We start from the raw sequence: 9,150 nt of genomic DNA on the forward strand, positions 1-9,150 counted from the left end.
TCACCTCTCCGGGACGTGCGGTTGTGGTAGCGGAAGGTCGTCGGGAAGGGGTTCTGCCCGACGTGCGAGCCGGTCGGCGAGCACCAGCGCGGACACGGAAGCGAGAGACCCCACGACGAGCACCGTCACGGGGGTTGGGGCTAGGACGCCCCACCACCATCTCGGGTCCCCGTCGAGGTTCCACACCGGTGTGTCGATGCCCACCGTGAACCGCCGGATCGTCGTGTGCAGCGACACCGCCGCACCGAGGCCGACCGCGAAGGCAGCCGTCATTCCCTGCGCCCGCGTCCATCGGACCGGTCCTCTGGGCGTCGTGACCACGAGCACGCCGACGAGGATCACGAGGAGCGGCAAGATGTAACGCGGCTGGACGTACGCGCCCACGAGTACGCCGGTCTGCTGGTGCATGAGCGCCGGCACACCCCACGACGCAGCAAGCACGACTCCGGCGGCCAACAGCGATCGACCAGTCGCCCTACCGAGACCGAGGAAGCACACGGCGGCGAGCACGGCCCACCCGAGCACGGGCACGACCCGGGGGAGGGGGACGTCGAACCAGCCGAGCCCCCAGCCACCGATCGCTCCTATCCAGAGGTCGGGCACCGAGAGGACGGTCTGGACGCTGTCCCAGAGCCCGAGCGGCGGTCCTCCTGGTCCGTCCGAGAAGCCGCCGCTGAGCTGGCCGCCCTGCGAGGAGGAGAGATAGGCGCCGGCACCGACGACGACAACCGATACACCCGCGAGCGCGGGGATCATGAGCTTTCGGTCGCGCCGCAACGACATGATCGCGACGACGAATACAGCGAGACAGGCGTAGATGCCGGCGTCGCCCCTCGCGCCGGCGCCGAGCACCGCGCCGAGCACCGACATCCCCGCGAGCGCAAGCTGGCGGCGGCGTTCCGCGACGACCGTGCTCGCGTAGAGAGCGAGCCATGTGACCCCCGCAGAGAGGTACGCCCAGGAGCTCGGGTTCGTCGACGGCACGACGAAGGCACCGAGGGGCACGATCGTGACGGCGAACGGGAGGACGAGTGTGCGGCGCAGGGAAGCGGGCACGAGAGCGGCCGTCGCGGTGACGAGCCCGACGAACAGGACCGCATTGAATCCGCGCATGAGCAGCACGGAGGTCTCCACGTCGCTGGAGGCGAAGACGGACATCACCGCGTAGAACAACGGCGGGTACAGGTTCTGCGTGTTGACGCGCTCGGTCTCCACAAGCTCGGCCGACGACGTCCAGCACGACGCGTCCCGTGCCCCGTCCCTGGCGTAGCACGGTTCGCCGGCCACGGCCGCGGGTACCTCGCGCGCGAGAAGGTCCGACGCCGGCTCGCAGAGGCCCTCGCGCTCTCCGAGACCGCACCAGACGGACGGCAGATGGAAGTCGTCGTCAGGGCTTGAGCCGACCGGGGAGGCGAATCCCCAGGAGAGGAGCGCGAGGAAAGCAAGAAGCGGCAAGGTCACCCAGGCAACCGTTCCGCGCGTGCGCGCATGCCTGCGAGTTCCTGGGGTCATGGTTGGCCATCATACGAGCCGGCCGGGCTCGGATAGGCTCGTGGGCCTGTCATCATCGATCGGGAGGACCTCACGTGCGCTGGCTGATCACCGGGGGCGGCGGCATGCTCGGCTCGGACGTCGCCGAAGTCGTCGGTAGGGGGGACGCGCACGTCGCTGCGCCGGGGTCTGCCGAGCTCGACATCTGCGACGCCGACGCGGTCGACGCGGCGGTCGCACGGGCGGACGTCGTGGTCAACTGCGCCGCCTGGACGGACGTCGACGGCGCCGAGACTCGTGAACGCGACGCGTTCGCCGTCAACGCGCTCGGTCCGGGCATCCTCGCTCGCGCCTGCGCCCGGGCCGACGTACGGCTTGTGCACATCTCAACCGACTACGTGTTCTCCGGGCGTGCGAGCGTCCCGTACACGGTCGACGCCGAGCCGGCCCCGGTCTCCGCCTACGGGAGGACAAAGCTCGCGGGGGAGTGGGCGGTTCGTGCCGCGGACCCGCGCCACGTCGTGGTGCGTACGGCGTGGCTCTACGGAGCGCGCGGTTCGTGCTTCCCGAGAACCATCTCGCGCCTCGTCCGCGAGCGCGGCGCGGTCGACGTCGTGGCGGACCAGGTCGGCCAACCGACATGGACACGGGATGTCGCCGAGGTCGTCGACCGTCTCGTCGCGGTCTCGGCGCCGGGCGGTGTGTACCACGCGACCTCGGGCGGGCAGTGCTCGTGGTTCGACTTCGCGCGGCAGGTCGCCGCTGCCGTCGGTGGTGACGAGGAGGCTGTGCGCCCCACCACGAGCGAGGCGTTCACGAGACCAGCGCCGCGCCCTGCCTATTCGGTCCTCGACCACGACCCACTGCTCGCCGTCGGGGTGCAGCCGATCCCGCACTGGCGGGCGCGGTGGCAGGAGGCGGCGCCCGTCGTTCTGCCGGCCTGACCGCAGATCAGTCGGCGAGCAGGCCCAGCAGGTATGAACCGTAGCCGGACTTCCGGAGAGCCTCTGCGCGGATGCGCAGGTCCTCGTCGGTGAGGAAGCCCTTGCGCCAGGCCACTTCCTCGGGCGCGCCGATCTTCAAGCCCTGGCGGTTCTCGATCGTGCGGACGAAGTCCGACGCCTCGAGCAGCGAGTCGAACGTCCCCGTGTCGAGCCAGGCCGTGCCGCGGGGGAGCACCTCGACCTGCAGCTTCCCCTGGCGCAGGTACTCGTTGTTCACGTCGGTGATCTCGTACTCGCCACGGGCGGACGGCTCGAGGCCTCGCGCGATCGAGACGACGTCGTTGTCGTAGAAGTACAGCCCGGGTACGGCGTAGCTGGACCGCGGCTGCGCCGGCTTCTCCTCGAGGGACAGCGCGGTCCCGCGGTCGTCGAACTCGACGACGCCGTACGCCGTCGGGTCGGACACCCTGTACGCGAACACGGCTCCGCCGTCGATCTCCTCGAAGCGGGCCAGCTGGGTGCCCAGGCCAGGGCCGTAGAAGATGTTGTCGCCGAGGACGAGCGCGACGGCGTCCGAGCCGATGAACCCCTCACCGAGGACAAAGGCCTGCGCCAGCCCGTCCGGCCGCTCCTGGACGGTGTACTGGATGGAGATGCCGAACTGCGACCCGTCGCCGAGGAGCCTCTGGAACTGGTCGGCGTCGTGCGGGGTCGTGATGACGAGCACGTCGCGGATTCCGGCGAGGATCAGCGTCGACAACGGGTAGTAGATCATCGGCTTGTCGTAGACGGGCACGAGCTGCTTGCTCACGCCGAGCGTGATCGGGTGCAGTCGGGTTCCGGATCCACCGGCGAGGATGATGCCACGCATGCCGGACATCATCCCATGGGCGTGCTGTCGGACCGGGAGGGCACCGGTTGCGCTCGTCGACGCGTTCGACGCGGGTCAGGAGTGTCGGTGCGCCACCAGGCGTCCGTGGACGACGAACTCGTTGTAGACGAAGAGCCTGCCTGCCCAGCGGGGCAGGGGGAACGACCTCGCTCTCTCGGCCTGCACGCCGACGGTGCGCAGTACCTGCACGATCCGGTCCGCGTCGACGAGCTCGGTGTGCGACGGGTCGGACGCGAACCCTCGCTCCTGGGGGCAGATCACGAGCACGTGGGCGCCAGGCAGTAGCGCGTCGAGGTACGGCCGGAGGAAGCGCTCCTGGGATCCGGGTTCCAGGTGCTCGAGCACGTGCGCGACCAGGAGCGCCTCGTACCGCGCGACCTGACCCCTCGACAAGGCGTCGAAGAAGTCGGTCGGCGTGTAGGCCTCCATCCCGAGACTCCGGCAGAACGCGACGGATGACGCGTTGTGGTCGACCCCCGCACTCCCAGGCGGCAGGTGCAGGAGGTTGCGGCCGATGCCGCACCCCAGGTCGAGCGTCCGCCGAGCGCCGAGGTGGCGCCGGACGTTCCACCGGTAGGGCGCCTGCACGTGCAGCGCGCGCTTCCACCACGCGCCCTGGAGCTCGCGCAACCGCCTCGTGTACTCGGGCGCCGTGGTGCTGGTCGCGTCGACATCGGGCGACCCGCCGACGTCTCGCCGGTCCTGCGCGCCGGGCTCGAGGGCATCCCCCACGGGTCACCTCGTTCGGTCGGCTCTGGGAAGTTGCCTCACCGTACCGGCGAGGCCTTCGTGTGGCGAGACGTCTGCGGTCAGCCGGTGACGTTCTCCTGTGCCGCCAACCGTTCCCGTCGCGTCGCGTCCGAGGCGATGGCATCGGAGAGCAGCACGACCGAGCCGTCGTGGGCGAGGACCCGTGCGGTGTGCACGACGACGTCGGACGCCCTGCGGACGTCGTCGTGCAGCGGCGGGACGGACGTCGCAGACGCCGCGAGGAGGACGCGTCCGCCCGCGACCGGACGTACGAGGTCTGCATGGAGGAGCGTCTCCGCGCCGGCGACGACGGCGATGTCGGAGGTGCGCGGGGACGGCGCCCAACCGACCTGGTCCCCGTACGTCATGACCGCCGACGCCGCGTCGACGGCTCCGGGCGGCAGCTCCCCGTCGAACCGGCGGGCGAGCGCGGGGAGCGCGACCGCGACGATCTCGCCGTCCACCCCGTCCCAGAGCTCAGGACGTGTCGTGATCACGACGTCCGCTTTGCCCCCGACGTGTTCTTTCACGGTATCTGCACCCTCCGTGTCATCCGTCCGGGTGAAGATGGTGGTCGCCCCGACGCGCCAGGTGGCCAATGCCCAAATGACGGTGCGCCAATGCGCCGGAAGGTCGATGACGACACGTGCCCCCGGTCCCGCGTCGAATTCCTCGACAAGGAGGTTCGTGACCTTGTTCACCCAGTTCTCCAGCACGGCGCCGGACAGCTCGACGCGCTCGCCGTCGTCGCCGTACCAGGTCAGACGCGGCTGTCCGGGGTCCCGCGTAACCAGTCGCAGCACCGCGGAGACGTCCGTCGGCGCCGGTGTGGAAAGGCTTCCATGAGAGTTCGGGCGGTCGTGGCTATTCGGCATGCGCCCGAGTCTATGCAGTGCGACAATCCGTCAGCCTGCGCGGAAAAGTTTCACCCTCGCGCCGCTCCGGGCTATCACAATCCGGCTTGACTCTCCTGGACGACACGCGTGTAATTTCCCCATTGCAGTTTCTCGCGAACGGCATAAAGGGGCGCACGATGTGGAACATGCTGGACGGAACGGGCGGGGACTTCCCGACCGACGCAGGACGTGGGGCGGAGCGGGTGGCACCCGTGCTGCCGCTCTTCGGCGAGCCGATGGAGGACTCGTTCATGGGGTGGCAGGAGCGCGCGCTGTGCGCTCAGACCGACCCCGAGGCCTTCTTCCCGGAGAAGGGCGGGTCGACCCGTGAGGCGAAGAAGGTCTGCACGGGCTGCGACGTCCGGGCGGAGTGCCTGGAGTACGCCCTCGCGAACGACGAGCGCTTCGGCATCTGGGGCGGGCTGTCCGAGCGTGAGCGCCGCAAGCTCAAGCGCCAGGTCGTCTGACCGAGCGCTCGTGCCGACGTGACGTGACCCGGGCGGCGCGCCACACCGGGGGACGCAAATCCCGGGTCTCGCGGGATCCGGGGCGCATCATCGACAGGCCATGACTTCTTCGGACCTGAGCACCACGCGCGCGACTTCTGCCTGGGAGACGCGGGCTCCCGCGCGTCCGGGCGCGGCGACGGCGGGGCCCGTGCCTCGGCCGGCGGCCGGCCCTGCGGCGACGCCCGACGTCGTCTCCTCCGTCACGGGCGCGCTGCCCGTCGTCGTGAGCGTGACGGCGGTCGTCGTCACCCGTGGTGGCTCACCGTACCTGCGTCGCACGCTCGCCGCCGTGCGTGCGCAGACCTCCGCGCCGGACGCCGTCGTCGTCGTCGACGCGGACAGCGGCGTGTCGGGGCAGTACCCCGACCTGCAGCTCGGCGACGCCCGGTTCCTCGCGGCGCCGCGCGCCCGGTCGTTCGGCGAGGCCGTGGACGCCGCCCTCGCGCACGTCGAGGCCGGAACCTGGTTGTGGCTCCTCCACGACGACTCCGCCCCCGCGCCGGACGCGCTGGCCGAGCTGCTGCGCGCCGTCGAGCACTCGAGCGCCGTGGCCGTGGCCGGGCCGAAGCAGGAGCGCTGGGAGCCGGGCCCCGACCCGGAGCCGCGCGACCCGTTCGAGCCCGGCACCGCCGGGCGGCTGATCGAGGTCGGCGTCACCACGACGCCGCTCGGCCGCCGCATGACCGGCATCGACGACGACGAGATCGACCAGGGTCAGCACGACGCGCGCGAGGACGTCCTCGGCGTCGGGCTCGCGGGCGCGCTCGTCCGCCGCTCCGTCTGGGAGGAGCTCGGCGGGACGGACCCGGAGTACGGACCCTTCGGCGACGGTCTCGACCTGTGCCGCCGTGCGCGGCTCGCGGGGCACCGCGTCATCGTCGTGCCGACGGCGGTCGTGCGGCACGTCCAGGCCTCCCTCCTCGGGCTGCGCGACCGTCAGGGCCGGCGGAGGACAGAGGCGCGTCCCGACGTCGAGGCCTCCTACGCGGCCCGCCGGCACGCGCAGCTCCATGCACGCCTCGCCGGCGTCGCCGCCCCGTCGCTGCTTTTCGTCGGGCTCGCGATGCTCGTCGGCGCCCCCTTCCACGCGATGTTCCGCCTGCTCGTCAAGCAGCCGCGGCTCGCGCGCGACGAGATCGTCGTGCCCCTGTGGACGCTAGCCCGGGTCGGTCCGGTGCTCCGCGCCCGCCGGGCCGCGCGCCGGCTCGGCCACGGGGCGCCCGGTGCGGGGGAACGGGTGCCCGCACACCGCGCAGAACGCCGAGCCCGCTGACTGCGCGGACCCGCACGCCGTGCACGTCACGTCCGTCATCGTCATGCTCCCCGCGTCGTCGCGTCGCGCCGGGGCCACGGCACCCGGCGCCACCACCGCGTCGCCGGTCCGCCGGACCGCGCGGACCGCGCGGACCGCACCGAGCGCAGGGACAGCGCCGCACGGACCCGGGCGCGTCTGTTCACGGAGGAGCGTAGCCCGCCGACGAGCGCGTCGACGTCGGCCCAGAACGCCTCGATCTCCTGGTCGGTCGGCTCGCCGGCGCCGAAGACCGTCGCGTCGGCGCGGTGCGCGAGCGGGATCGTCGACGTGGCACCGTATGTCGTCGCGATGACGCCCGCGCCCTCGCGCCGGGTCGCGCCGGCGGGGACGGGTGTGCCGAGGTCCGTCGCGGTGTCGAGCACCTCGCGCCAGCCGCCGCTCACGCGGTCGACCGGGCGCTCGGCCGCCCTGCGGCGCGCGCGGCGCCGGGCCTTGTACGCGAGGACGAGGACCACCGGGAGGGCGAGCAGCGCGAGCGGGATGACGACCGCGGCGCCGACGAGGACGACGGTCCCCCAGTCGAAGCCCTCGCTGTCGGCCTTCTCCTTGTCCTCGTCGTCGATCTTGCCGGCCTCGGCCTCCGCGGGCTCCTCCGGCGGCTCGGGGTCCTCGAGGATCGGCGGCTTGGGCACCTGCAGGCTCTTGGGCTCCGGCTGGATCTTGTTGTCCTCGTCCGGGATGGCGGTGATCGGCACCCAGCCGTGCCCGACGAACGGCACCTCGGCCCACGCGTGGACGTCCGCGCCCGTGGCGGTGAAGGGCTCACCGGGCTCCAGCGGGTTCTCCTCGTCGGGGTAGAAGCCCATGACGACGCGCGCCGGGATCCCCGCCTGGTTGGCCATGAGCGCGAGCGCGACGGCGAACTGCTCGTCGTCGCCGACCATCTCCTCGTCGGCGAGGAGCGTGTCGATGCGCTCCGCCGAGTGTCCGGGACGCGACGGCGGCTGGTTCTCGAGGCCGCTCGAGAACACGCCGCTCGCGACGAGCCCGTCGCGCAGCGCGAAGAGCTGCTTCACGGGGTCGGTCTCCTCCCCCATGAACTGCGCGGCCTTGCCCGCGAGGGAGGCCGGCAGCACGCCCTTGGGCGTCTCGGGCAGCGCGACCTCCTCGATCGCGCCGGCCCGCAGGTCCTCCTCCGTGGGCTCGGGCGTCACGCGGGCCTCGAGCGTGTACGTGTCCCCCGGGCGCAGGCCGGCCGCGGCCAGGGCCGTGCCCGTCGTCGCGTTGTAGTACGTGCTGTCCGCAAGCTCGCGCGCGCGGTCCCCGGTGTAGGTGATGCCGGCGAGCGACCCCGCGTCGGGCACCCACACGCCCGCGTAGTCGCCGACCTGGACGTCGAGCGTCACCGACGAGCCGGGCGCGACCGTCGCGATCTCCTCGCCCGCGCGCGTGTAGACGCCCGAGCCGGTGAGTCCGCTCGAGGCGTCGTAGACGACGCCGTTGTACGAGTCGAGCGTGGCGAGACGCACCTTCGCGCCGGGCGGCAGTCCGCGGACCGTGAACAGCTCGGCGTCCTTCATGTCCTTCGCGTACTTGCGGAAGGCGGTGAGCGGGCTCACGTACTCGTGCAGGTCGAGCGGCGGCACGACGGTCTCGCGCAGCACCGTGCGCGGCTCGTCGGGCAGCAGCGCGGGGCCGCCGAAGGCCGCGGCGACGCCGCCGACCGCGAGCATCGCCGCGCCCGCGCGCACCCGGTGCCACCACAGGCGCCTCGTCGCCGCGCGGCTCGCCTCGGTCGTGACCTGGTGCGCGCCCAGCCGCGCGGCGGTGACGCGCCAGCTCGCCCACAGCAGGCCGACGGCCGCGAGCACGAGGCCCTGCACCACCGGGTAGGCCGCGATGACGGTGCCGAGGAGGATGACGCCGACGAACGCGACGACGACGGGCAGCAGCGCCCACGCGCCGCGCCGCGCGCGCCATGCGATCGACCCGGCGACGAGCGCCGTCACGAGCATGAGCAGGTACGGCACCACGGCGAGGTCGGGGAACGAGTGCAGCGGCGGGACGGTGGTGACGAACGCCTTCCAGCCCGTCACGGCGCCGAGGAGCAGGTCCTGGATCGTCGCCAGCGACGGCAGCACGCCGCCGATCGCGTCGGCCGGGAGGGCGAGCACCCCGCCGAGCAGGACGTAGGCGACGACCGCGACGGCGAGGACCGTGACCGCGGGCCACCGGCGCCAGGCGCCGAGCCACGCGACGCCGAGCCCGACGACGGCCCCGCCGACGGCGGGCACGAGGTAGCCGGCGGAGCCCCAGACCGGGCCGAGCCCGACGATCGTCGCGCCGAGCAGCACGACGAGGGCGAACGCGTCGACCGCGCCGAGCGCGGTGAGGGCGCGGGGCGTGTCCGCGC

General features: G+C 72.4%; 8 protein-coding genes. 3 read left to right on the plus strand and 5 right to left on the minus strand.

Going from position 1 to position 9,150, the window contains the following annotated elements; genetic code table 11:
- A complete protein-coding gene (locus tag JZ5iCDA_RS02350) occupies positions 1 to 1,461 on the minus strand; it encodes a DUF2142 domain-containing protein (RefSeq protein ID WP_069385660.1) in 1,461 nt (486 codons plus the stop codon).
- Positions 1,462 to 1,586: 125 nt separating this feature from the next.
- On the opposite strand from JZ5iCDA_RS02350, the gene rfbD reads away from it, so the two are divergent.
- Positions 1,587 to 2,435: a dTDP-4-dehydrorhamnose reductase gene (gene rfbD / locus JZ5iCDA_RS02355; protein WP_069385661.1), complete on the plus strand. Its 849-nt coding sequence runs from the start codon at positions 1,587 to 1,589 to the stop codon at positions 2,433 to 2,435.
- 7 nt (positions 2,436 to 2,442) lie between these two features.
- Here the strand turns inward: rfbD and rfbA are convergent, their stop codons facing one another.
- The 3 genes from rfbA to JZ5iCDA_RS02370 form a co-directional block, all read right to left on the minus strand.
- Complete coding sequence (rfbA, locus tag JZ5iCDA_RS02360; RefSeq protein ID WP_069385668.1) at positions 2,443 to 3,306, minus strand: glucose-1-phosphate thymidylyltransferase RfbA; 864 nt, start codon at positions 3,304 to 3,306, stop codon at positions 2,443 to 2,445.
- Between the two features lie 75 nt (positions 3,307 to 3,381).
- Positions 3,382 to 4,059, minus strand: coding sequence for a class I SAM-dependent methyltransferase (locus JZ5iCDA_RS02365; protein WP_083259573.1), 678 nt, complete (start codon positions 4,057 to 4,059; stop codon positions 3,382 to 3,384).
- Positions 4,060 to 4,136: 77 nt separating this feature from the next.
- Complete coding sequence (locus JZ5iCDA_RS02370) at positions 4,137 to 4,952, minus strand: TIGR03089 family protein (protein WP_083259574.1); 816 nt, start codon at positions 4,950 to 4,952, stop codon at positions 4,137 to 4,139.
- 257 nt (positions 4,953 to 5,209) lie between these two features.
- On the opposite strand from JZ5iCDA_RS02370, the gene JZ5iCDA_RS02375 reads away from it, so the two are divergent.
- Together JZ5iCDA_RS02375 and JZ5iCDA_RS02380 are read left to right on the plus strand one after the other, a co-directional pair.
- Entirely contained in the window at positions 5,210 to 5,440 is a 231-nt protein-coding gene (locus JZ5iCDA_RS02375; RefSeq protein ID WP_171905272.1) for a WhiB family transcriptional regulator, read from the plus strand.
- Between the two features lie 100 nt (positions 5,441 to 5,540).
- Positions 5,541 to 6,755 carry a glycosyltransferase family 2 protein gene (locus JZ5iCDA_RS02380; protein WP_083259576.1) on the plus strand — a complete coding sequence of 405 codons (1,215 nt, stop codon included), beginning with the start codon at positions 5,541 to 5,543 and terminating at the stop codon, positions 6,753 to 6,755.
- A 41-nt stretch (positions 6,756 to 6,796) separates the two neighbouring features.
- On the opposite strand, the gene JZ5iCDA_RS02385 is transcribed toward JZ5iCDA_RS02380, so the two are convergent.
- Positions 6,797 to 9,150: transglutaminaseTgpA domain-containing protein (locus JZ5iCDA_RS02385; protein ID WP_069385664.1), on the minus strand; the 2,354-nt coding region annotated here is incomplete at its 5' end.

Origin of the sequence: Cellulosimicrobium cellulans (assembly GCF_001722485.1) — a bacterium.
GTDB lineage: Bacteria > Actinomycetota > Actinomycetes > Actinomycetales > Cellulomonadaceae > Cellulosimicrobium > Cellulosimicrobium cellulans_A.

Excerpts from the sequence above, each read along its gene's own strand:
- rfbA (WP_069385668.1), bottom strand. The coding sequence starts at position 3,306 with ATGCGTGGCATCATCCTCGCCGGTGGATCCGGAACCCGACTGCACCCG.
- JZ5iCDA_RS02370 (WP_083259574.1), bottom strand. The coding sequence starts at position 4,952 with ATGCCGAATAGCCACGACCGCCCGAACTCTCATGGAAGCCTTTCCACA.
- JZ5iCDA_RS02375 (WP_171905272.1), top strand. The coding sequence starts at position 5,210 with ATGGAGGACTCGTTCATGGGGTGGCAGGAGCGCGCGCTGTGCGCTCAG.
- JZ5iCDA_RS02380 (WP_083259576.1), top strand. The coding sequence starts at position 5,541 with ATGACTTCTTCGGACCTGAGCACCACGCGCGCGACTTCTGCCTGGGAG.